Origin of the sequence: Aeromonas sp. (genome assembly GCF_050633025.1) — a bacterium.
In the GTDB taxonomy this organism is placed as follows: Bacteria; Pseudomonadota; Gammaproteobacteria; order Enterobacterales; family Aeromonadaceae; genus Aeromonas.
Genome location: NZ_JBODRQ010000051.1, coordinates 1 through 21,699, shown reverse-complemented (window position 1 = coordinate 21,699; position 21,699 = coordinate 1). Strand labels below are relative to the sequence as shown.

Here is a 21,699-nt window from a genome sequence, read left to right as displayed (position 1 = left end):
GCGAGCTGCTGCCAGTCGGGCTCCTTGCCCTCCTGCTGGCAGTGGCCAGTGATAAAAACGGCGCTCTGGGCGTAATCACGGTGAGTGAGCGGAATGCCGGCATAGGCGGTGGCACCGGCGGCTGCCGTGATGCCGGGCACCACCGAGAAGGGGATGCCTTCGTCGGCCAGCACTTCCAGCTCCTCGCCACCCCGGCCAAACATAAAGGGATCGCCCCCTTTAAGCCGCACTACCCGGTTGCCCGCCTTGGCGTATTCCACCAGCAGGCGATTGGTCTCCTCCTGCGGCACGCTGTGGGCGCCCGCCTTCTTGCCGACCGACACCAGAGTGGCGTCGCGGCGCACCAGATCGAGGATCTCGGCGGAGACCAGCTGGTCGTAGAGCACCACTTCAGCCTGTTGAATCTGTTGCAGCGCCTTGAGGGTCAGCAGGCCCGGATCACCGGGGCCCGCCCCAACCAAGACCACCTCGCCCACTTCGCTTTTCGCCTGGTCGAGGCCATCGCTCAGCCACTGCTCGGCCCCTTGCCAATCCTCTTTTTCAATCAGGCTGGCGAGGGTGTTGGAGGCAAACGCCCGCTCCCAGAAGCGGCGACGATCGGAAATCGAGGAGAGCACCCGCTTCGCCTTGTCACGCACCCGGCCGGAAAGTTCGGTCAGCCCGCCGAGATGGCGCGGCAGCAGGCTCTCCAACCGCTCACGCAACAGGCGCACCAGCACCGGCGCCTTGCCGCCGCTGGAGACCGCCACCATCAGCGGCGAGCGATCGATGATCGAGGGGAAGATAAAGCTGGAACGTTTGGGGTCATCCACCACGTTGACGAACAGACCCAGCTGGTTGGCACTTTGATAAACGAGGGCGTTGACTTCGAGATTGTCGGTCGCCGCCACCACCAAAATCTGGCCTGCCAGATGAGCCGGGGTGAAGCGCTCGGCCAGATGGGTGAAGCGACCGTTGAACTCAGCAAATTCCGGTTCAAGTTCCGGGGAGACCAGAGTCAGCCGGGCACCGGCTGCCAGCAGCAGGCGCGCCTTGCGCAGGGCAACCTCGCCCCCGCCCACCAGCAGTACCGGGCGGCCGTCCAATTTGGCAAACATCGGCAAATAATCCATTTCGGCCCATCCCTCGGAACACGACTAATATGGGGCGACTATAGGCAGGGCAGCTTATCCCTCAAAATAATAAAAAATGCTTTTTAATGCTTTTTGGTAATTAGCAAAGCCAATTCATGACAAAGGCGTACGAAGTCACTTGTGGTACCTGACGCCAGACCGTAGGCTAGGGACTGTGTTTCATAAGGAGCTAAATGATGAATGAATCATTGATTGTGCTAGGGATTTTTGTATTTCTGGTGATCGCAACCCTGAGTGCGGGCATCAAGATAGTGCCCCAGGGCTACAACTGGACGGTAGAGCGCTTCGGCCGCTACACCCGCACCCTGACCCCGGGTCTCAACCTGTTGATCCCCTACGTGGATCGGGTCGGCCACAAGATCATCATGATGGAGCAGGTGCTGGATATCCCGGCACAAGAGGTGATCTCCCGCGACAACGCCAACGTCACCATCGACGCCATCAGCTTTGTGCAGGTGGTGGATGCCCGCAAAGCGGGTTACGAGGTCAACGATCTCACCAGCGCCATCCGCAATCTCACCATGACCAATATGCGCACCGTGCTCGGTGCCATGGAGCTGGACGAGATGCTCTCCCAGCGCGACACCATCAACGAGAAGCTGCTGCGCACCATGGATGCCGCCACCGCCCCCTGGGGCATCAAGGTGACCCGCATCGAGATTAAAGATGTGCGTCCGCCGCTGGCACTGGTCGAGGCGATGAACGCCCAGATGAAGGCCGAGCGCCAGAAACGGGCCGAGGTACTGGAAGCCGAAGGGGTGCGCCAGTCCAAGATCCTCAAAGCCGAGGGGGAGAAGCAGTCCCAGATCCTCAAGGCAGAAGGTGAGCGTCAGGCCGCCTTCCTCGCCGCCGAAGCGCGGGAGCGGGCAGCCGAGGCGGAAGCCAAGGCGACCCATATGGTTTCCCAGGCAATTGCGGAAGGAGACCTGCAGGCCATCAACTACTTCGTGGCCCAGAAATATACCGAGGCACTGGCCCGCATCGGTGAAGGCCCCAACAGCAAGATCATCATGATGCCGCTGGAAGCGGGCAGCCTGATTGGCTCTGTGGCTGGCATGGCCGAGCTGTTCAACAAAGATGGCAAGGGCAGCAAGTCATGATAGCCCTGTTCGAGGGGCTGACCCACTGGCACTGGCTGGGGCTCGGCTTCATTCTGCTGGCCATTGAGGTGCTCGGCTCGGTGGGCTTTTTGCTCTGGACCGGCATCGCCGCGCTGGAGGTGGGCCTGCTGCTGCTGATCTGGCCCTTTGGCTGGCAGGCGCAGCTGCTGCTGTTCGCCCTGCAATCCCTGCTCACCACCTGGGTCTGGTGGCGCTGGCAGCACAACCGGGATCGTTCAGGCAAGGATGCCGCCGCCCCCATCAACGAGCGGATGCAGAGCTATCTGGGCCGCGAGCTGACCCTGCTGGATGACGTCACCCAAGGTACCAGTCGGGTGCATCTGGACGATACGGTCTGGACGGTGCGCTGCGACGAGTCGCTGCCTGCGGGCAGCAAGGTCAGGGTAGTGGGGGCCGACTCCCACATCCTGCTGGTTGAACCCCGCAACTGACGCAACTCTGCCATCGAGTGATAAAAAAGCCCGCGATCGCTCGCGGGCTTTTTGCTTCCGGCCACCAAACGGAGAATATTCGCCAAACTGGTTAGCCCGGCTCAGGGGTGATTTGTGATGGGTTTGTCGTAGGCTTCTGGTTATAATTTTGGCCTTCCCGAGCGTTGATGGAACAGTCGCAATGAGCAATGCACTGAGCAGTGTCCCGCCGGTAGTCGCGATGGACTACCCCTTTCCGGCCAAACCTCTTCCCCTGAGCGCCGAGCAGAGAACGACCTTGACCACAGAAATCAAGACGCTGCTCAAGGAGCGCAAAGCGGTACTGGTTGCCCACTACTACACGGATCCCGAGATCCAGGCGCTGGCCGAAGCCACCGGCGGTTTCGTCGGTGACTCGCTGGAGATGGCCCGTTTTGGCCGCGATCACGCCGCACAAACCCTGATCGTCGCCGGTGTTCGCTTTATGGGTGAAACCTCAAAGATCCTGAGCCCCCACAAGCGGGTGCTGATGCCGACGCTGGAGGCCGAGTGCTCCCTCGATCTGGGCTGCCCCATCGAGCAGTTCTCCGCCTTCTGCGATGCCAACCCGGATCATACCGTGGTGGTCTATGCCAATACCTCGGCTGCGGTCAAGGCGCGGGCTGACTGGGTGGTGACCTCCAGCATCGCGCTGGAGATCGTCGAGCACCTCGACAGTCTGGGTCACAAGATCATCTGGGGCCCGGATCGCCATCTGGGTGCCTATATCGAGAAAAAGACCGGTGCAGAAATGCTGCGCTGGCAGGGCCACTGCATCGTCCACGACGAGTTCAAGGCCCGCGCCCTGCGCGAGCTGAAAGAGCAGAATCCGGACGCCGCCGTGCTGGTTCACCCGGAATCCCCCGCCTCGGTGATCGAGCTGGCCGATGCGGTGGGCTCCACCAGTCAGCTGATCAAGGCGGCCAAAGAACTGCCCCAGCAGAAGCTGATCGTGGCGACCGATCGCGGCATCTTCTACAAGATGCAGCAAGCCTGTCCGGAGAAAGAGATGGTGGAAGCGCCGACCGGTGGCGATGGCGCCACCTGCCGCAGCTGCGCCCACTGTCCCTGGATGGCGATGAACGGTCTGGTGGCGATCAGGGAGGCCCTCACCGACGGTGCCGAACGCCACGAGATCCATGTTGACGAAGATCTGCGGGTCAAAGCCTTGATCCCCCTCGATCGGATGCTCAATTTCGCCGCCGAACTCAAGCTCAAGACTCAGGGCAACGCCTGATTGCCGCCGTCTCGAGATGCAAAGAGGGCTCCCGCGGGAGCCCTCTTTATTTATCCAAACCTCATCCTGATCAGATGATCACGGTGGAGAGGCTGTGCTCTTCATCCGGCGCAACGGTCACCCCAGCGTCGCCGGCGATGGCCGCTTCGACGCAGAGCATGGTGCGATAGCCATCGTCACTCATGTCGGCCATGGCGGTGGCCCCTGCCAGCCAGGGGGTCCAGACCACCACGCTGTCGTGGTTGCCACTGACAACCCGGGTCTCGCGCTCACCATCCAGCACGCTCACCAGCGCCTCTGGCTGCCAGTAGACCCGATCCAGCGGCCCGTTCAGGGTCAATGCACCCTGCTGCTTGGCATCCAGCCCGGTCAGCTTGTCGGCATAGGGCTCACCCAGACCGCTCACGCTCACCGCTTCCGGCGCACTGATTTGCAAATAGGTGTGCAGCGCACCGCTATAGGTCAACGGCTGAGCACCTGTGTTGCGAGTGGTCAGCACCAGCGAAAGCTCTTTGCCAACCAGCACATCCAGCTCCAGCTCGAAGGCGTGACCCCACAGGGCACGGGTCGCATCGCTATCGCGCAGGGAAAGATGAACAAGCGTGCCATCGGCGTGATCGGAGACCCCGTCCAGCATCCAGAGGGTGGTACGGGCAAAACCGTGAGAGGGTTTGCCGCTACCAACGCGGGCGGGCGCCGGGCCAAACCAGGGCCAGCAGATCGGGATACCACCGCGAACAGGCTTGCTGCCATCCAGCACCGCCTTGTCACTCAGCCAGATAGAGGCCGGCTCGCCATGACGCTGATAGCTCAGCACATGGGCGCCAAACAGGCTGATTTCTGCCTTGGCATAGTCGTTGTTGATGGTGAGAACCGGCAGACTGGCCGCATTGTTGGCAAGCTTGCAATTGGCTGTCAGGGGACGAATGGATTGCATGTGGACTCCTCTCATCAGGGGAAACCGAAAAACAAAAAGGCGGCCAATGGCCGCCTTTTTCAAGCTACGCGATTGCGCATCCCAAATTACTTGGAGATGTGAGCGATCAGGTCCAGAACTTTGCTGGAGTAGCCCATTTCGTTGTCGTACCAGGATACAACTTTAACGAACTTGTCGTTCAGCTGGATACCAGCCTTGGCGTCGAATACGGAGGTCTGACGCTCACCCAGGAAGTCGGTAGATACAACTTCGTCTTCGGTGTAGCCCAAAACGCCTTTCATAGCGCCTTCGGAAGCAGCTTTCATCGCTTCGCAGATTTCTGCGTAGGTGGCAGCTTTCTTCAGGTTAACGGTCAGGTCAACAACAGACACGTCCGGAGTCGGAACACGGAAAGCCATACCGGTCAGCAGGCCTTTCAGTTCCGGGATAACTACACCAACAGCTTTGGCAGCACCGGTAGAGGACGGGATGATGTTCTGAGCCGCACCGCGGCCACCGCGCCAGTCTTTGGCAGACGGACCATCAACGGTCTTCTGGGTAGCAGTGGTAGCGTGAACGGTGGTCATCAGGCCAGACTCGATACCGAAGGTATCGTTCAGAACCTTGGCGATCGGTGCCAGGCAGTTGGTGGTGCAGGAAGCGTTGGAAACGATGTCCTGGCCAGCGTAGGTAGAGTCGTTAACACCCATTACGAACATCGGGGTAGCGTCTTTGGACGGGCCAGTCAGAACAACTTTTTTGGCACCAGCAGCGATGTGCTTACGAGCAGTCTCGTCGGTCAGGAACAGACCGGTAGCTTCAGCAACAACGTCAACACCGATTTCGCCCCACTTCAGGTTGGCCGGGTCACGCTCAGCGGTAACACGTACGGTTTTACCGTTTACAACCAGGTTGCCGTCTTTAACTTCAACGGTACCGTTGAAACGACCGTGAGTTGAATCGTACTTCAGCATGTAAGCCATGTAGTCAACATCGATCAGGTCGTTGATACCAACAACTTCGATGTCTGCACGCTCGCAAGCCAGACGGAATACGAAACGACCGATACGGCCAAAACCGTTAATACCTACTTTGATAGTCATATCTAGTTACCTAACTGTTCAGTAGTCAAAGAAAATTCCGCTTGTAAATTTACTAGAACTCTCTGGTGAGTCAACCAACATTCCGTCTGAAATTGCGCTATATCATGAAAAAGTGTGAAATTAATTTTCTGTTTATGTGACTGATTACCACGTTTTGACGAAAAAAGTGTCAGACCGTAGCATCAAGCAGATATCAACAATAGTGCCTACTCGGTCACACAACCATCCATCGAGATATGTAAGAATGTGCGCGGTTTAGCATGGCCCGAGAGCCACTGTTCAAGCGCCACCCCATAAAAAACAAACGAAATAGTATAGATAGAATCCACAGCGGGAATTCTCAAACTATGACCACCCTGATTGAACAGCTGGCTGCCGCAAAAGGCATCGCCAGCGATTATGTCGATGCCTGGGGCCACCCTGCCCAGGTATCCGAAGAGAGCAAGGCCGCCATGCTGGGCGCCATGGGCTACCGCGTCGATGACGAGGCCGCACTGGTGCAGCAGTTGGAAGAGGAACATCGTCAGCACTGGCTGCGGGCGCTTGATCCTGTGATGGTGGTTCGCACTGGCGACGCCGTTACCCTTGAGGTTCGCCTCCCTATCGAATTCGTCAACGATGCCCTTACCTGGCAACTCAAGCTGGAACAGGGCGGCGAGCTCTCTGGCCAGTTCACCCCCATCGAGGGCGAGCTGGTTGACGTGGCCGAATTCGAAGAGATGGAGTGCCAGGCCTATCGCGTCACGCTGGAGATGGCCCCTGAGCTGGGTTATCACCAGCTGGTGTTGCTGGAAGAGGGCAATGACGAGCCGCTGGCCACCATGCGCCTCATCGTCGCCCCCAAGGCCTGCTACAAGCAGGCGCCGATTGCCGATGGCCGCAAGGTATGGGGCCCGAGCGTGCAGCTCTACTGCCTGCGCAGCCGCCACAACTGGGGCATCGGTGATTTCAGCGATCTGGGCCAGCTGGTCGAGAAAGCGGCCACCTGGGGTGCCCACTTCGTCGGCCTCAACCCTATCCACGCCCTCTATCCGGCCAATCCGGAGAGCGCCAGCCCCTACAGCCCCTCTTCCCGTCGCTGGCTCAACGTGGCCTATATCAATGTGGAAGCGGTACCCGAATTCCAGCAGAACGATCGCCTGAAAGTGAAAGTGGCAAGCCCTGCCTTCCAGCAGCATCTGGCCGATCTGCGCGCCAAAGAGAACGTCGATTACACCGGCGTGATCCAGACCAAACTCGGCATGCTGCGTCAGGTGTTCGACGAAGCCAGCCTTGGCGCCGAGCGTCAGGCAGCCTTTGATGCCTTCGTGGCCGCCGGTGGCGACAGTCTGCAACAACAAGCGGCCTTTGATGCCCTGCAAGCCCACTTCTATGCCAAGGGCGAAAACGCCTGGGGCTGGCCGGTATGGCCGCAGGAGCTGCGCGATTACCACAATCCTGCCGTTGCCGCCTGGATGGCCGAGCACCCGCAAGATGTCAACTTCTACCTCTATCTGCAGTTCTTGGCTGACGAGCAGCTGGCACATGCCGATGCCCGCGCCAAGGCCTCCGGCATGGTGATGGGGATCTACCGGGATCTGGCGGTGGGCGTCTCCGAAGGCTCCACCGAGATCTGGGCCAACCAGGATCTTTACTGCCCGAAAGCCTCGGTCGGTGCGCCGCCCGATGTGCTCGGCCCGCTCGGTCAGAACTGGGGCCTGCCCCCGATGAACCCGAACAAGCTGTTTGAAACGGCCTACCAGCCGATGGTGGACTTGTTCCGTGCCAACATGCGCTCCTGCGGTGCACTGCGCATCGACCACGTGATGGCGCTGCTGCGCCTGTGGTGGGTACCGCCCGGAGCGTCCGCCGCCAAGGGCGCCTACATCTACTATCCGGTCAACGATCTGCTGGGCATTCTGGCCCTCGAATCCCACCGCAATCAGTGCCTGCTGATCGGCGAAGATCTGGGTACCGTGCCGGAGGGGATCGACGTGACCCTGAAAGAGAACGGCGTTCACTCCTACAAGGTGTTCTTCTTCGAGCGCTCCAAGGAAGATGGCGGCTTTATCTCCCCGGCGCACTACACCGAGCAGGCGATGTCGGCCCTGACTACTCATGACATGCCGACCCTCAAGGGCTTCTGGCACTGCGACGATCTGGCGCTCGGTCGTCAACTGGGTTTGTATCCGGATGAAGATGTATTGAAGACCCTGTATGCTGATCGTCACCAGGCCAAGCAGCGGATCCTCGACAGCTTGCATGCCCACAAGGTCATCTCCGAAAACATCAGCCATGACGTGAACTGGGTCGGCATGAACACCGAGCTCAACCACGGTCTGCAGATCCATATGTCCCGTGGCAACTGTGCCCTGTTCAGTACCCAGCTGGAAGACTGGCTGGAAATGGACAAGCCGGTCAACGTACCGGGTACCAGTTCCGAATACCCCAACTGGCGCCGCAAGCTCTCCGTTGATCTGGAAGATATTTTTGCCAATGAGGCACTCAAGGCACTGGCTGGCAAGATGAGCCAGGCCCGTGATGAGGCCAGTCGTTGAGACGCTGTCTCCCACAGCGCTCTCACCTCAATCCACTCCGGCCCCGGCCGGAGTGGATGCTCTGTCATGAAAGGAAATCTCGATGCTCGTTGAACGTTTGGTTGCTGCCCGCTGTTCCGATCCCTTCTCTCACTTAGGCCTGCAGGCCAATCCGGATGGGCCCGGCCTCAAACTGACCGCCTGGTTGCCTGATGCCGTTGAAGTTCGCGTCAAGGATCTCAAGTCGGGCAAAGTCGTTGCCACCCTGGCGCCCACCGATGAATCGGGTCTTTTTGAAACTGTTTTCACCCGCCGCAAAAACGCCTTCCCCTATCAGCTGATCGCCAGCTACCAAGATGCCACCACCGAGGTCATCGACCCCTATCAGTTTCAGGATGCCGCCTGGGCAGGCCTGGCCGAACTGACCGCCCAGCCGGAAAACCTCTACCACACCCTTGGCGCCCAGCTGCGCACCGTGGAACATCTTGGCCAGCAGGTGGAAGGGGTCCGTTTTGCGGTCTATGCACCGAGCGCCACCGCCGTGAGCCTCATCGGCGATTTCAACTTCTGGGATGGCCGCCGCCATCCGATGCAGCGCAGCCTGTGCGGTCACTGGGTGCTGTTTGTGCCGGGCCTCAAGGCCGGGGATCGCTACAAGTTCGAGCTCAAGGATCCCATGGGCAACCGGCTGCCCCACAAGAGCGATCCGGTCGGCTTCTACTGCGAACAGTACCCCTCGTTTGCCTCCGTGGTTTATGACCACGCCCAGTACCAGTGGCAGGATGCCGCCTGGCGCGAGAGCCAGCACAACGACAAACGCGAGCAACCGCTCTCCATCTATGAGCTGCACGTCGGCTCCTGGAAGCGCCACCCCAATGGTGACAGCCTGAACTGGCGCGAGCTGGCAGTGGAGCTGGTCGCCTACGTCAAGGAGATGGAGTACACCCACATCGAGCTGCTGCCGGTCTCCGAGCACCCCTTTAGCGGCTCCTGGGGCTACCAGCCGGTGGGCATGTTCTCCCCCACCAGCCGCTACGGCACCGCTGATGATTTCAAATACTTCGTCGACCAGTGCCACCAAGCCGGCATCGGCATCATTCTGGACTGGGTGCCCGCCCACTTCCCGTCCGATGCCCACGGCCTGGCCCGCTTCGATGGCACCCCGCTCTACGAGTACGAGGATCCGCGCCGTGGCTGGCACCCGGACTGGAACTCCTACATCTATGACTTCGGCCGCGACACAGTGCGCCAGTTCCTGGTGGCGAGCGCCCTGTTCTGGCTCGACAAGTTCCATATCGACGGCCTGCGGGTGGATGCGGTCGCCTCCATGCTCTATCTGGATTACTCCCGCAACGCCGGTGAATGGGTACCGAACGTCGATGGCGGCAACCACAACTACGAGGCGATCAGCCTGCTCAAGTGGACCAACGAGGAGGTCTACGGCAAGTATCCCCACGCCATGACCATAGCCGAAGAGTCCACCGCCTTTGCCGGTGTCTCCCGCCCCACCTTCCTCGGCGGCCTCGGCTTTGGCTTCAAGTGGAATATGGGCTGGATGCACGACACCCTCACCTATATGCAGAAAGAGCCGATTCACCGTCGCTACCACCACAACGACATGACCTTCTCCATGGTTTACCACTATGACGAGAACTTCATCCTGTCGCTCTCCCACGACGAGGTGGTGCACGGCAAGCACTCCATGCTCTACAAGATGCCCGGTGACGAGTGGCAGCAGGCCGCCAACCTGCGGGCCTACATGGGCTTCATGTACGCCCACCCGGGCAAGAAGCTCAATTTCATGGGCACCGAAATAGCTCAGAGCAACGAGTGGAACCACGATGCCCAGCTGCCGTGGCATCTGCTGCAATATTCCAAGCATGCTGGTCAGCAACGGCTGATCCACGATCTCAACCACCTCTACCGTCATGAGCCGGCCCTGTATCAGGCCGACTATGAGCAGACCGGCTTCCGCTGGCTGGATCACAACGATGCCGACAACAGCATCTTTGCCTGGCTGCGGGCGGACAAAGAGGGCAAGCAGGCTATTGCGGTGGCATGCAACTTCACCCCGGTGCCCCGTCTCGAGTATCGGGTCGGCGTCCCTGCGGCGGGCCACTATCGGGTGGTGCTCAACACCGACAGCGAGTATTACTGGGGCAGCAACTATGATGTGGGTCTGGTGTTCGCTGCTGAACCGACCCCCTGGCAGGGGATGGCCCACAGCATAGTGCTGGATCTGCCGCCGCTGGCAACCTTGTTTATCAAACAGGAGTCTTGATGCTTGTAATGGAAAAAGGGGTAGGCCACCCGCTGGGGGCTCGCCTTGACGAAAATGGTTGCCACTTCTGCGTCTGGGCCCCCCAGTCGGACAAGGTGGAGCTCTGCCTGTACGACGAGCAAGAGCAGGAGCTGATACGGCTGGAGCTGCCGAGCCGCCGTGGCCAGTATCGCTTTGGCTACGTGCGCGGCGTAAAGGCCGGTCAGCGCTATGGCTATCGGGTCTATGGCACCCCACAGGAGGGAATGCTGTTCGATCCGCAAAAACTGCTGATCGATCCTTACGCCAAGGCGCTCAGTCGTCCCACCTACTGGGATGAAACCCTCTATCAGGGGGACAGTGCCGATATGATTGCCAAGTCGGTAGTGGTTGATGACAGTTTTGACTGGCAAGGAGTAGGCAAACCCGGGCTCAGTCCGGCTCAGACCATCCTCTACGAGACCCACGTCAAGGGCTTTACCAAGCAGCACCCGGGGATCCCCAAAACGCTGCAGGGCACCTACCTTGGCATCAGCCACCCGCTGGTGATCGAGCACATGAAGAGTCTCGGCATCACCTCGGTGCAGCTGATGCCGGTAGCGGCCTTCATGTCGGAACCCCGACTGGAGCAGCTGGGACTGACCAACTACTGGGGCTACAACCCCATCGCGTTTTTTGCTCCCGAGCCGCGCTACAGCACCCGGGCAGACCAGGCGGTGACCGAGTTCAAGACCATGGTGCGCGAGCTGCACCGTGCCGGGCTCGAGGTGATCCTGGATGTGGTCTATAACCACACCGCCGCCTCCGGCTTGGATGGCCCGACCCTCTCGTTCAAGGGGTTCGACAACGCGGGCTATTTTGCGTTCGAAGCTGGCCCCCACGGTCCGGACTACCGCCGTCACGCCAACGTTGCTGGCTGTGGCAACAGCGTCAATCTGGATCACCCCAATACCCTGCGGCTGGTGCTCGATGCCCTGCGCTACTGGGTCACCGAAATGCAGATAGACGGTTTCCGTTTCGATCTGGCGGTGACGCTGGCGCGAGAGGCTGGCGAGTTCGAACCCATGGGGGCTTTCTTCAAGGCGGTGATGGCCGACCCAGTGCTGTCACAGGTCAAGCTCATCGCCGAACCCTGGGATATCGGCCCCTTCGGCTATCGCCTCGGCCAGTTTCCGAGCCAGTGGCAGGAGATCAACGACCGCTATCGCGACACGGTACGCTCCTTCTGGCGCGGTGATGCAGGCAAGATGGGGGACTTCGCCACCCGCATGGTGGGCTCGCGGGATATCTTTCCGAAAAACTGGCGCTCACCCCACACCAGCGTCAACTACCTCTGCTACCACGACGGTTTCACTCTGGAGGATCTGGTCTCCTACAACCAGCGCCACAACCAGGCCAACGGTGAAGACAATCGGGATGGTCACGGCAACAACCTCTCCTATAACCACGGGGTAGAGGGACCTACTCTGGATCCACGGATCAACAATCTGCGCCAGCAACAGAAGCGTAATCTGATTGCCACCCTGCTGCTCTCCCAAGGGACCCCCCACTTCCTCGCCGGGGACGAGATGGGGCGCAGCCAGCTTGGCAACAACAACGCCTACTGTCAGGACAACCAGATCAGCTGGGTCAACTGGCAGTGGCGACCGGAGGATGAGCGGCTGTTCGCCTTCACCCAGCAGATGATGGCGCTGCGGACAGAGTCCAACGTCTTCTCCAATCTGCAACTGAGCGATGACCACTGGCATGGTACGCCCCACAACTGTCATCAGGTCCACTGGTATCACCCGGATGGTCACCAGCTCACCGATCAGGATTGGCACGCCCCCATGGGGCAGGCGTTTGCCATGGATATCGGCATGATCAACTGTGTCGGCGAGCGATGGTACGTGTTGTTCAATGCCAGCGACTACGATATCCAGTTCCGCCTGCCTCCTCCGGGGGAAGGGCTGGAATGGATCCAGATCATCGACACCGCCACCAACGATGGTCTCCCCTTCCTGCCCGATGACATCAAACGGCAGGTGACGGTCGGCCGGGCCCACTCCCTCAAACTGCTGGAGCGAGTGGCGCTGGCCAGCACGGCGGAGGATGCCCAGCCACCGCAGCAGGAAATTCTCCCTGCATCCGGTGAGGAGATGGTTGCCACCTCGATCACAGATACAGGCAAAGCATAAGAGGCATGCTGGAGTCAGCTTTACGGAGCCGCTATGCTGGGCTCCGGTATGGATGGCAAGGAGTCGGTATGAGCAGTAACAATCCGGAACAGTGGCGCAGCAAACTGACCGCCGAGCAGTTTCACGTCTGCTGGGAAAAGGGCACCGAGCGCCCCTACAGCGGCGCCCTGCTCCACAATCGCAAGAGCGGCGACTACCTCTGTGTTTGCTGCAAAAGCGTGCTGTTTCACTCAGGAGCCAAGTTTGATTCCGGCTGCGGCTGGCCCTCGTTCGACAAGGCCATCAAGGGGACGGTGAACTACACCGAAGACAACAGCCACGGCATGAAGCGGGTGGAGATCACCTGCCGCCAGTGCGGCTCTCACCTCGGTCACGTCTTCCCTGACGGCCCGACCGATACCGGCCAGCGCTACTGCGTCAACAGCCTGAGCCTGGATTTCGAACCCGAGGTCTGAACGGCTTACCCATTGCAATAAAAACGGCGCCTCCATCACGGAGGCGCTGTTTTTTATCGGGATTTCACCGCATTCACGCCAGCAGGATGACGGCCATTACCAGCAGGGCCGCAATGGCCGGTATCGGCAGCTTCACCACCCGCAGCAGATAAAAGCCGATGGCCGCCAGCGCCAGATCGGTCGGCGCCAGCACCGCACTCTGCCACACCGGCTGATAGAGGGCCGCCAGCAACAAGCCCACTACGGCAGCATTGATGCCGGTGACGGCCCCCGCCAGACGGGGCCGGGCCAGCCACTGTTGCCAGCAGGGGCCCACCGCCCAGAGCAGCAGAAAGCCGGGCGCAAAGAGCGCCAGAGTCGCCAACAGGGCCCCGATCATCGGCATCTCGGGCTGCAACTGGGCACCAAGATAGGTGGCGAGGGTAAACATGGGGCCCGGCACCAACTGAGCCAGGCTGTAACCGGTCAGGAACTGCTGCTCGTTGAGAGTGTGGCCCACGCTCTCTTGCAGTAGCGGCAACACCACATGGCCACCGCCAAACACCAGACTACCGGCGCGATAGAAGTCGGCAGCCAGCTGGCCAAGCGGGCTGCCAAGCAGCGGCAGGCCGATAAAAAGGATGCCAAACAGCAGCAGGGTCGGCCAATGGGGCTGACTGCTGGCGGCAGAAGGCAACTCGGCGGAGGCTGGGCGACTACCCGCCCCGAGCTGGCTGCGGGCGCAGATCAGCGCCGCTCCCGCCAGCATCAACAGTTGAGTCAGCAGACCGGGCTGCCACCAGAGTGCCGCAGCGGTCACCACCATGATCCCTTGGGTCATTCCCGTGGCACAGAACTGACGACTCATGGTGAGCACTGCATCGGCCACCACGATGAGCGCCAGCAGCTTGAGGCCGTGCAGCGCCGCATCGAGCCACAGATTGCTGCCCAGCTGGCCGATGCCGATCGCGGCCGCCAGTAGCAGCAGAAATGAGGGAAGCGTGAAGCCAAGAAAAGCTGAGAGCGCCCCGCCCAGACCGGCGCGATGACGACCGATGGCGAAACCAAGCTGGCTGGAGGCAGGCCCCGGCAGCAGTTGGCACAGCGCCAGCAAGCGGGCAAATTCAGCCTGTGTCAGCCAGCCGAGCCGCTGTACAAAGGTGCGCTGGAAATAGCCGATATGAACGGCCGGACCACCAAAGCTGATGCATCCCAGCCATAAAAACTGAATAAATACCTGCCCCACGCTCTTCTCCCTCATCCCTCTCCTCCCGATGGAGAGGAGATATTATGACAGCGCGATGATCGTTTTATGACCATCAGACTGATTAGGCCGACACCATTGGCACATCACCCGGCAGATAGCAGCGTCCCGCCAGCCAGCAAGCGATGGACTGACGGCTGGCATCGAAGTGGGGCTCGGGCAACGCGCGCGGATCGCACCAGACCCAGCCTTCGCACTTCGCCGGCTCCAACAGTTGCGGTTCGCCATCGGCCCGGGCGTGCAGCGTCACCGAGATATAGTGCAGCCCGCTCTCGCGCCATGTCTCAAGGTTATTGGTCACCGCCACCACCACTGGCTCAACGATCGCCAAGCCAGTCTCCTCGGCCACCTCACGGATCGCAGCCGACTCGAAACTCTCCCCCAACTCCAGGTGCCCACCCGGAATGGACCAGTAGGGGGCATGGCTCCCCTTACGTTTGCCAAGCAGCACCTGGCCTTGGGCGTTGGTCAGGATGACGCCGACCCCGACGCGGGGATAGAGAGTGGACATGAAAACGCTCCTTCAATCAGGCAGTAAAACGGCCCCACCTTAGGCCGGAAAAGCGGTCAGGACAAGGGTGCCGGAAGCGCTTTGCAGGGCGAGCAGGAAAAATGCCCTGCAGAGATATACGCCAACAACGACCGCCACTACGGAGCAAGCCGCCAGAGAGTGTGATCTCTGCGCCATAAAATGACGAAACTGGTACCAGATATCGATTTTTTAGCGATCCCGGTTCCACTTTGCAGTTTTGTTCATAGAGCGCTCAGTTTTCTCTTTCCATACTGGCCCCACAGTTCCAAAAGAGGAGAGACAAGATGGAGTCATCATTGGTCGGGCTCTCCATTCTGTGGGGGCTAGCCAGTTTTGGTGTTCAGGGGGATTTCATCGAGAGCCGTGATTCCGTTGCGCCATCCTGGCAAACCGGCTCCAGAGTGGAGATGGAAGGTTATCTTATTGAATCTCTTGGCGAAAATCGCTGGCTGTTCGACAACGGCAGCGAGAGTCTGCAGATCTCCCTGCCCGATGGGGCCTGGGTGCCCGCAGGGGAAAGGCTGCGGGTGAGCGGTGCGCCGCAACAGGAGCAGAGCGGCTGGCTGCTGCAGGTGGAGCTGGTCCGCGAAGTGGCCGTCTGACCGGCAAGCTGTTGAACAAAGAGGAGGCTCTGGTCTCCTCTTTTGCTTTTGGTCGCCCCGCCGTTAGCCGAGGTGGTTGAGCGGCAGCGCCGTCTTGTGCTTGATGCGGCGCAGCACGAAGCTGGAGCGCACACCGGTCACCCCCGGAATATGGGTCAGCTTGTCCAGCAGGAAGTGCTGGTAGTGCTCCATGTCTCGCACCACCACCTTAAGCTGGTAGTCGGCATCATTGCCGGTGATGAGATCACACTCCAGCACTTCCGGCAGTTCGCTGATGGCACGATCGAAATTCTCGAACCGCTCGGGCGTGTGTCTGTCCATGGAAATGTGAATGTAGGCGGTGAGGGTGAGGCCAAGCTGGCGGGCGTTGAGCAGAGTAACGTGGGTGTCGATGAGACCGGCATCCTCCAGCGCCTTGACCCGGCGGGAGCAGGGTGAGGGCGAGAGCCCGACCAGCTCGGCCAGTTCCAGATTACTGATGCGGCCATTCTCCTGCATCAGCTCGAGAATATGTCTGTCTATGCGATCAAGTTTCAGCATTTACCCTTCCTCGTAGCAATGACTAATCCACTTTTCCTAGATTAAGGGTGAACTATTGCAAAAACAACCGAAATAAGTGGTTACTTTGCAACCACTCACCGGCACGGGAGGGATATTATGGTTACATCTTCCGGTGGCAAAGCAGATACCTGACTGGGTCTCTGCGGTGAAGGACCTTACCGGGTCAAGAGCCCCATCAGCCGTCTCACCTTATCGGGCAATGACGGGCTGGAACGAGAGAACCCCCTCCCCGAAGGCAACAAAGCAGGCATCCCGGCGCCTGCTTTGTTGTTTTTGGTGCTGGCTGGTTATCCCATAACCCCGCTCCCGATCACAACCTTGCCGCTCGACGGCACGAACCCCTTGCATGGCATTGATGGTTTTGGGAGTTTATTGCTCATCCCATGACGGTGGAGTGATACGGATGGCGGCAGCCACCGCTCACCGCCCACATCTCCGGAGGAGCTATGAGCGAGTACAAGGCCATCGCGCTCGATATGGATGGCACCCTGCTGACCCGGGATCACAAGATCTCGTCGGCCACCCGGGCAGCACTGGCGCAGGCCCGCGCCCAAGGCATCAAGGTGCTGCTGGTCACGGGGCGCCACTACATGACGGCACGCCCCTTCCACCACGAGCTGGCCCTCGATACCCCCCTCATCTGCAGCAATGGCGCCTATCTCTATGATCCGGTGCAGAACCGGATCCTCAGCGGTGACCCGCTGGCGGCCGCCCCGCTTACCGAGCTGCTGGCCGCGGTCGAGGCACAGCAGATGGGGGCCCTGTTCCACCTGAGCGAGGGCATTGGCTACATCGGCTGTGAAGAGCATGTCACCCGCATCCGCCACTGGTCGGCCAATCAGCCGGACCACCTCAAGATCGCCATCCATCCGCTCGCGGAGCTGGCAGGCTGGCTCGACAACCCGGTCTGGAAACTGGAGCTGTTCAATCAGGATCCGGCGCGCCTGCACACCTTTATGGGTGAGGTGGTCGAGCAGATGCCCTTTACCCGCGACTGGGCGGCCCCCTATGCGGTGGAGCTGGTGCAGCCCGGTTGCAACAAGGGCAACCGGCTGGCCCAGTGGGCCGCCAGTGAAGGGATTGGGATGGAGCAGGTGGTAGCGTTTGGGGATAACAACAACGACATCAGCATGTTCGAGCAGGTGGGGCTGGCGGTGGCCATGGGCAATGCGGCCCCGCAGATCCAGAGCCATGCCCATCGGGTCACGGCCGACCACAACGAAGATGGTATCGCACTGGCGCTGCAGCGCTGGGTACTGCCCTGATCTGACAAGATGCAACATGGCCAGCACGTGGGCTGGCCATGAAGAGAGGGATTAACCGCCGAAGGAGAACTGGATCACCCGATCCGGATAGCGTAGACGGTTGTACTCCCGGCGCAGGGATTCGTAGTGGCGAATGGCTCGATCGCGCTTGGCACGGTAGTAGTCGCGCTGTTCCGTGTTGGTTTCGTTGCGGATGCTGCGTTCAAGCGTCTCGATATCCCGCTCGGTACGCTCCAGCTCGTTGCTGATCTCCCGCAGGCGGGCGGCCAGTTTGTACTCTTCGTAGCCACGCTGATACTGCTTGAGGAAGCTGGCGTCATTGGGGCATACCCCCAGATAATCCTGCCCCTCCTTGCCCTTGCTGTAAGCCAGCTCGGGAATGCAGTAGAGCTCCAACCCCTTGTCGTAGCCCCGTTTCCACTCGGCCTCATCCACCTTGAGGCCATATTCGCTGCAAGACGAAACGTAATCGCGGGTCGCCTGACGGGTTTTGCCTTCCGATCCATCCTGATAACCCAGGTTGTACCAGCTCATGGTGCGGCATTCATCTTCCGACAGGGAGCTGCATCCGGCCAGCAGTAGCGGCAAGGTGAGCAACAGGATCTTCGAGGACATGGACAGACTCCGGAAAAGACAGTGGCTGGCATTCTAGTGAGGATGGGCAGGCAGGACAAGGGAGCCATCTCGCCGCTATCAGCCTCTTCTATCTGGCTTTCTATATCGCTATCAGGGCCAAAGTGGTCACAGGCAGCGGCATCGCTTTTCTTGTTACTACCAGCAGGATAAACTGCACCACCACTTAACCAATGCGCAACAAAAACAATGAAAGTACTGACTGTCGATTACCGCTCACCCGATGCGGCCCAACGTTTCACCGAATCCCTGCGTACCACCGGTTTTGGCGTGTTGACCAACCACCCCATCCCGAAAGAGTTGGTGCAATCCATCTACGACCACTGGTATCGCTTCTTCATGAGCGAGCAGAAGCAGGATTTTCTGTTCAACCGCGAAACCCAGGATGGCTACTTCCCGCCCTCGGTCTCCGAGGTGGCCAAGGGCCATAGCCAGAAAGACATCAAGGAGTACTTCCACATCTACCCCTGGGGCCAGATGCCGGAAGAGCTGAAAGATCAGGCGATGGAGTACTATCGTCTGGCCAACGGTCTGGCCGCCGAGCTGCTGGGCTGGGTCGAGCAGTACACCCCGGCCGATATCGCCGCTCACTACAGCTGCCCCCTCTCCTCGATGATCGAAGGGAGCCAGAAGACCCTGCTGCGGGTGCTGCACTACCCGCCGTTCGATGGCACCGAGGAGCCGGGCGCCATCCGCGCCGCCGCCCACGAGGATATCAACCTGCTCACCATTCTGCCCGCCGCCAACGAGCCGGGGCTGCAGGTGAAGGGTTCCGATGGCGAATGGATGGACGTGCCGTGTGACTTTGGCACCCTCATCATCAACATCGGCGACATGTTGCAAGAAGCCTCCCGCGGCTACTACCCCTCCACCACCCACCGCGTCATCAACCCGACCGGTGGCAGTGCCAGCAAGTCACGCATCTCGCTGCCACTGTTCCTCCATCCGCGGCCCGAGGTGGTGCTCTCCGAGCGCCACACTGCCCACAGCTACCTGATGGAGCGGCTGCGGGAGCTGGGGGTGATCTAGTCAGCTGACACATGGGAAAAACCGGAGCAACTGCGCTCCGGTTTTTTTATTTGGCGGCAAACAAGGTCGGGCAAAGTGCAAAGGTAAAACAGACATAAACACCGATTAATCTCATTTATACCTGCCAATAGCTCCACCCTCAGCGCTTTCCGCTGTTCAGGCTGCACTCAGTGGTGATGGTACAGATAGCAGAGTGAACCAATAGCTGACCTTCCGCTTCGGTCTGGTGGATAACTGAACATCGGGACCCGAAGTGCGCCACAGTAGCGCATTGGCCTACTGCCATCACCTGCCGATGAACTGTTGCGCTGGCTTGATCCCTTGCTGATCGGCGGGCTTCTGATCCGCAGCCTGGTGTGACGGTGGCGCTACCGGGATAGGGCCATCTGATCGTCGATTAAAGCGGCTGATTATCGCTCGAGTTTGCTTCACATAAAAAATTTTTGATTTTATGTGTCAATTCTTCTTTCCATGGTTTAGGCTGTTCCCTCACCATCATTCAGGCTGTTATCCCATGTCTGCCATCCTCGTGCTGTTTGGTCGATTTTTTATCTCGCAAGAGAGGTGACCCTGCACGCACAGTTTTCTGAATGTTCATTGCAAAGGTCGCCTCGGGCGGCCTTTTTGTTGTCTGTCGTTTATTGCTACAGAGGAGTATTGCTTCGATGTCGTGTTACCCGGAGGTTGTATGAGCCAGGTTCAGTGGTCTTCCCGTCTCGGTCATGTGCTGGCCGCAGCAGGCACAGCGATTGGCCTTGGTGCCATCTGGAAGTTTCCCTATGTGACCGCCACCAATGGTGGTGGCGCCTTTCTGTTGGTGTTTCTGCTGTTCAGCTTCACCCTGGGGGTAGCGGTACAGGTCGGCGAAACCCTGCTCGGCAGCCATAGCCAGCGCGGGGTGCTCGGCGCTTTCCGCAAACTGGTGGGGCCAAACTGGCGCTGGATGGGGTATATGGGGATTGCCTGCGGCTTCTTTATCTACAGCTTCTACAGCGTGGTCGGTGGCTGGACCGTGGGTTACACTGCGCTGGCGATGGCTGGCAAGCTCAACCTGAGCGAGGGGAGCGCCCTCACCGCCCTGTTCAACGGCTATGTCAGCAACCCCTGGTGGCCGGTGCTGACCCATCTGATCTTCGCGGGCCTGACCTGGTGGTTCGTGCAGGGGGGTATTCAGAAAGGAGTTGAGAGGACACTGCGCTGGATGATGCCCGCGCTCTTCATCATGATGTTGCTGCTGGTTGGGGTCGGTCTCTCCATGCCGGGCTCCATGGCGGGTGTACGCCAGCTGCTGCTGCCGGACTTCTCCATGCTGACCGGCCAGAGCGTGCTGGACGCGCTGGGACTGGCCTTCTTCTCCCTCTCCATCGGGCTCGGGGTACACACTACCTATGGCGCCTACCTGCCCAATAGCGAAGGGGTGCTGCGCTCCGGGGTCTGGGTGGTCACACTGGCAAGCCTTATCTCGGTGCTGGCGGGCTTGATGATCTTCCCGGCGCTGGCCTCCACCGGCATCGACCCCACTGCCGGGCCGGGTCTCACCTTTATGACCATGCCTGCCGTGTTCAGCCATCTGCCGTTCGGTCAGGGGCTGGGGGTGGTCTTCTTCCTGTTGCTGCTGGTCGCCGCGCTCTCCTCCTCCATCTCCATGCTGGAGCATCTGGTGCGCTTCACCACCGAGGAGTGGGGCTGGTCGCGTCGTGGCGCCTGCCGGGTATTGACCCTGCTCATCATGGCTTCCGGCATTCCGGTCAGCCTGTCGTTCGGCCCCTGGAGCGATCTGACCCTGTTTGGCAAGACTATCTTCGAGTTGCTCGACTATCTGACCTCCAACCTGATGATGCCGCTGTTTGGTCTGGTACTGACCCTGCTGCTGGGCTGGCGATTGGGTGATGCCATATTGCCTGCGGGCCTGTCACCCGCCCTGCGTCTGGCACTGCTCTGGTGCTGGCGCGTGGTGGCACCGCTGCTGATCAGCGGGATCCTGATCCGCGGGATCATGTAGCACCTTGCGCATCTTTGCGGGCAGGCCTTGGCCTGCCCTTTTTATTGCTGGCGTTCACTTTATTACAGGCGTTTATATAAGCAGCATCACGATGGACAGGAGTGCAGTCGGGCAATCTCGACAGAGCAGAGTAGAGAATGTGCGAAATGGCAGAGTTGCACAATAAGAGGTGGCGTTCGGCTCGCCACAACGGCAACAGAAGAAGCTGGAGTACTGAATTGCGGGCAAAAAAAATCCCCATCTGAGTGGGGACTTTCTCTGCAACCGCAGCTGATATCTCAGCCTCGCTTGCGAATATGGTGGTCGTTACTGGGATCGAACCAGTGACCCCCTCCTTGTAAGGGAGGTGCTCTCCCAGCTGAGCTAAACGACCTGGGATTCTGAAATGATGGTGGGTCGTGCTGGATTCGAACCAGCGACCAATTGATTAAAAGTCAACTGCTCTACCGACTGAGCTAACGACCC

At 59.8% G+C, this 21,699-nt stretch carries 18 protein-coding genes and 2 tRNA genes; 11 read left to right on the top strand and 9 right to left on the bottom strand.

All coding sequences use genetic code 11. From position 1 onward, the window contains the following. Positions 1–1,112: siroheme synthase CysG (gene cysG, locus ACRAUW_RS09120; RefSeq protein ID WP_431362027.1), on the bottom strand; the 1,112-nt coding region annotated here is incomplete at its 3' end. A 197-nt stretch (positions 1,113–1,309) separates the two neighbouring features. On the opposite strand from cysG, the gene ACRAUW_RS09115 reads away from it, so the two are divergent. The 3 genes from ACRAUW_RS09115 to nadA all read left to right on the top strand — a co-directional run bounded on the left by ACRAUW_RS09115 (position 1,310) and on the right by nadA (position 3,940). Further along, positions 1,310–2,233, top strand: coding sequence for an SPFH domain-containing protein (locus tag ACRAUW_RS09115; RefSeq protein ID WP_431362028.1), 924 nt, complete (start codon positions 1,310–1,312; stop codon positions 2,231–2,233). Then, positions 2,230–2,685, top strand: coding sequence for an NfeD family protein (locus ACRAUW_RS09110; protein ID WP_431362026.1), 456 nt, complete (start codon positions 2,230–2,232; stop codon positions 2,683–2,685). The genes ACRAUW_RS09115 and ACRAUW_RS09110 overlap by 4 nt, the downstream gene beginning before the upstream one ends. Before the next feature lie 181 nt (positions 2,686–2,866). Further along, positions 2,867–3,940 (top strand): quinolinate synthase NadA, encoded by a 1,074-nt coding sequence (gene nadA, locus ACRAUW_RS09105; RefSeq protein ID WP_431362025.1) that lies wholly within the window; start codon positions 2,867–2,869, stop codon positions 3,938–3,940. A gap of 70 nt (positions 3,941–4,010) precedes the next feature. Here the strand turns inward: nadA and ACRAUW_RS09100 are convergent, their stop codons facing one another. Further along, the gene (locus ACRAUW_RS09100; protein ID WP_431362024.1) at positions 4,011–4,877 is read right to left on the bottom strand and encodes a D-hexose-6-phosphate mutarotase; all 867 of its coding nucleotides are present in this window, start codon (positions 4,875–4,877) and stop codon (positions 4,011–4,013) included. Positions 4,878–4,963: 86 nt separating this feature from the next. Further along, on the bottom strand, positions 4,964–5,959 hold the full coding sequence (gap, locus tag ACRAUW_RS09095; protein ID WP_005335708.1) for a type I glyceraldehyde-3-phosphate dehydrogenase: 996 nt from the start codon (positions 5,957–5,959) through the stop codon (positions 4,964–4,966). Between the two features lie 347 nt (positions 5,960–6,306). Between gap and malQ the strand changes: the two genes are divergently transcribed. From malQ to msrB, 4 genes are all read left to right on the top strand, one after another. Continuing rightward, on the top strand, positions 6,307–8,496 hold the full coding sequence (gene malQ, locus ACRAUW_RS09090; RefSeq protein WP_431362023.1) for a 4-alpha-glucanotransferase: 2,190 nt from the start codon (positions 6,307–6,309) through the stop codon (positions 8,494–8,496). A gap of 82 nt (positions 8,497–8,578) precedes the next feature. Continuing rightward, positions 8,579–10,756, top strand: a complete 2,178-nt coding sequence (gene glgB, locus ACRAUW_RS09085; protein ID WP_431362022.1) for a 1,4-alpha-glucan branching protein GlgB — start codon at positions 8,579–8,581, stop codon at positions 10,754–10,756. Further along, entirely contained in the window at positions 10,756–12,912 is a 2,157-nt protein-coding gene (gene glgX, locus ACRAUW_RS09080) for a glycogen debranching protein GlgX (protein WP_431362021.1), read from the top strand. The genes glgB and glgX overlap by 1 nt, the downstream gene beginning before the upstream one ends. 68 nt (positions 12,913–12,980) lie before the next feature. After that, entirely contained in the window at positions 12,981–13,367 is a 387-nt protein-coding gene (gene msrB / locus ACRAUW_RS09075; protein WP_431362020.1) for a peptide-methionine (R)-S-oxide reductase MsrB, read from the top strand. Between the two features lie 73 nt (positions 13,368–13,440). Here the strand turns inward: msrB and chrA are convergent, their stop codons facing one another. Together chrA and ACRAUW_RS09065 are read right to left on the bottom strand one after the other, a co-directional pair. After that, positions 13,441–14,607, bottom strand: a complete 1,167-nt coding sequence (chrA, locus tag ACRAUW_RS09070) for a chromate efflux transporter (protein ID WP_431362019.1) — start codon at positions 14,605–14,607, stop codon at positions 13,441–13,443. 67 nt (positions 14,608–14,674) lie between these two features. Beyond that, positions 14,675–15,121, bottom strand: a complete 447-nt coding sequence (locus ACRAUW_RS09065; RefSeq protein WP_431362018.1) for a nucleotide triphosphate diphosphatase NUDT15 — start codon at positions 15,119–15,121, stop codon at positions 14,675–14,677. A gap of 305 nt (positions 15,122–15,426) precedes the next feature. Between ACRAUW_RS09065 and ACRAUW_RS09060 the strand changes: the two genes are divergently transcribed. Further along, positions 15,427–15,744 (top strand): hypothetical protein, encoded by a 318-nt coding sequence (locus tag ACRAUW_RS09060; RefSeq protein WP_431362017.1) that lies wholly within the window; start codon positions 15,427–15,429, stop codon positions 15,742–15,744. 63 nt (positions 15,745–15,807) lie between these two features. On the opposite strand, the gene ACRAUW_RS09055 is transcribed toward ACRAUW_RS09060, so the two are convergent. Continuing rightward, entirely contained in the window at positions 15,808–16,284 is a 477-nt protein-coding gene (locus ACRAUW_RS09055) for an Lrp/AsnC family transcriptional regulator (RefSeq protein ID WP_005304871.1), read from the bottom strand. Positions 16,285–16,751: 467 nt separating this feature from the next. Between ACRAUW_RS09055 and ACRAUW_RS09050 the strand changes: the two genes are divergently transcribed. After that, complete coding sequence (locus ACRAUW_RS09050; protein ID WP_431362016.1) at positions 16,752–17,570, top strand: Cof-type HAD-IIB family hydrolase; 819 nt, start codon at positions 16,752–16,754, stop codon at positions 17,568–17,570. 51 nt (positions 17,571–17,621) lie between these two features. Here the strand turns inward: ACRAUW_RS09050 and ACRAUW_RS09045 are convergent, their stop codons facing one another. Beyond that, the gene (locus tag ACRAUW_RS09045; RefSeq protein WP_431362015.1) at positions 17,622–18,185 is read right to left on the bottom strand and encodes a DUF2799 domain-containing protein; all 564 of its coding nucleotides are present in this window, start codon (positions 18,183–18,185) and stop codon (positions 17,622–17,624) included. Positions 18,186–18,392: 207 nt separating this feature from the next. Between ACRAUW_RS09045 and ACRAUW_RS09040 the strand changes: the two genes are divergently transcribed. Further along, complete coding sequence (locus tag ACRAUW_RS09040; RefSeq protein ID WP_431362014.1) at positions 18,393–19,232, top strand: isopenicillin N synthase family dioxygenase; 840 nt, start codon at positions 18,393–18,395, stop codon at positions 19,230–19,232. A 688-nt stretch (positions 19,233–19,920) separates the two neighbouring features. After that, positions 19,921–21,234 carry a sodium-dependent transporter gene (locus ACRAUW_RS09035; protein ID WP_431362013.1) on the top strand — a complete coding sequence of 438 codons (1,314 nt, stop codon included), beginning with the start codon at positions 19,921–19,923 and terminating at the stop codon, positions 21,232–21,234. A 297-nt stretch (positions 21,235–21,531) separates the two neighbouring features. Here ACRAUW_RS09035 and ACRAUW_RS09030 read toward each other — a convergent pair. Both ACRAUW_RS09030 and ACRAUW_RS09025 read right to left on the bottom strand, forming a co-directional pair. Further along, a tRNA-Val gene (locus ACRAUW_RS09030) sits at positions 21,532–21,607 on the bottom strand. A 16-nt stretch (positions 21,608–21,623) separates the two neighbouring features. Beyond that, positions 21,624–21,699 (bottom strand) — tRNA-Lys (locus tag ACRAUW_RS09025).